Here is a 1,196-nt window from a genome sequence, read left to right on the forward strand (position 1 = left end):
GTCAACGGATGGGAGGAGAACGTCTTGACCCTCCAGGCCAGCGACGTTCTGTCCGTTTCGGACACCGACACCCTGTGGGTGTTCGGCGAGGGCCCTGCGGAGGTGATCGCGACGGATTCGGGCTGGTCCCTTGTGGGCACGAACGTGGTCGGCTCCGATGGGTTTGACTACAATCATTACACGAATACCGTCGGAACGAGCATCGTCCATCTGATGGTGGCCGAGGATATCGCGACGCAACATGTGGCGTCTTTCCCATGATCTCGGGAAAGGAGGCGCTGGCCGGAAATGTCCAATTGCGCGGAAGGGATGAGAACCCCACCTGCTGCATCGCCGGACGTTGAAGCGGAGGAGATATCCGGCGCCGGTACAGGCAGTTGCAGGTTAAGGTGGGCAATTCATCACGCGATGTCAGCATGAGTCAGCCGGACAGGTTGGCGGATCAGGTCCGTCAGTCTGTCCGGCTGACTTTTGTGACTGTTCTGATGGCCATGATCGTCTACAACTTCGTCATTTTTCATCTATCCGTATATTTCACATCCGCGCGATTCGTTTCACCCATTCAGAAATTTTTGCATAATGTCCAATGCACTCTCCTCGGGATTTGAAGTGTGCCATGGGCATGACTTGCAATGGCGAGGGCCGGTTTGATTATATGCCTAGGTAAATAAGTATTTTATTCTCAAACGCGTAATAAAATCTACCTAATTTAAGTATGTAATGGCAGGTCAAATTAAACAAATATGCATATTACTAAGTATATTGAATCTCGTTAGCCTGACCTCGAATCGTAGTATTGAAACGTGATCGAGGAGAGATTCTATGTACACTATCAATGTCGGCGTACGTCAGGGAAACGGTGACTTTCAGGAAGTGCGGGTTGACAACGGCGGCAGATTGAACCTGAGCCATGGCGACCGGCTGGTTCTTGCCGCTGCTCCTGAAGATGTCGAGATCGTGTCCGGGGATGGCGGTGATTATGTCGTTCGGTTGAAAGGGGGAGAGGAGTTCTTCGTGGCTGCCGCCGACGACGCCAAGGAACTTGTGCTTATTTCACCGGACACCAGGGAACCTCTGATCATGTTCGACATTCAGCACCCCGAGCAGGAGGTTGACGCACATGTCAGTCAGCCGCTGGGTATTCATCAGGCCAGCGTGGCGGGCACCGAATTTCTGCAGGAGGATGTCGGAGAAGA

2 protein-coding genes are annotated in these 1,196 nt (G+C 52.8%); both read left to right on the top strand.

What is annotated here, in order from left to right; all coding sequences use genetic code 11:
- A partial coding sequence (locus BMZ40_RS19770) for a hypothetical protein (protein ID WP_177193285.1) occupies positions 1–261 on the top strand: 261 nt, incomplete at its 5' end.
- A gap of 561 nt (positions 262–822) precedes the next feature.
- The coding region (locus BMZ40_RS19020; protein WP_143075709.1) for a hypothetical protein at positions 823–1,196 on the top strand (374 nt) is incomplete at its 3' end.

The sequence above is a fragment of the Desulfomicrobium apsheronum genome (assembly GCF_900114115.1).
GTDB classification, from domain to species: Bacteria; Desulfobacterota; Desulfovibrionia; order Desulfovibrionales; family Desulfomicrobiaceae; genus Desulfomicrobium; species Desulfomicrobium apsheronum.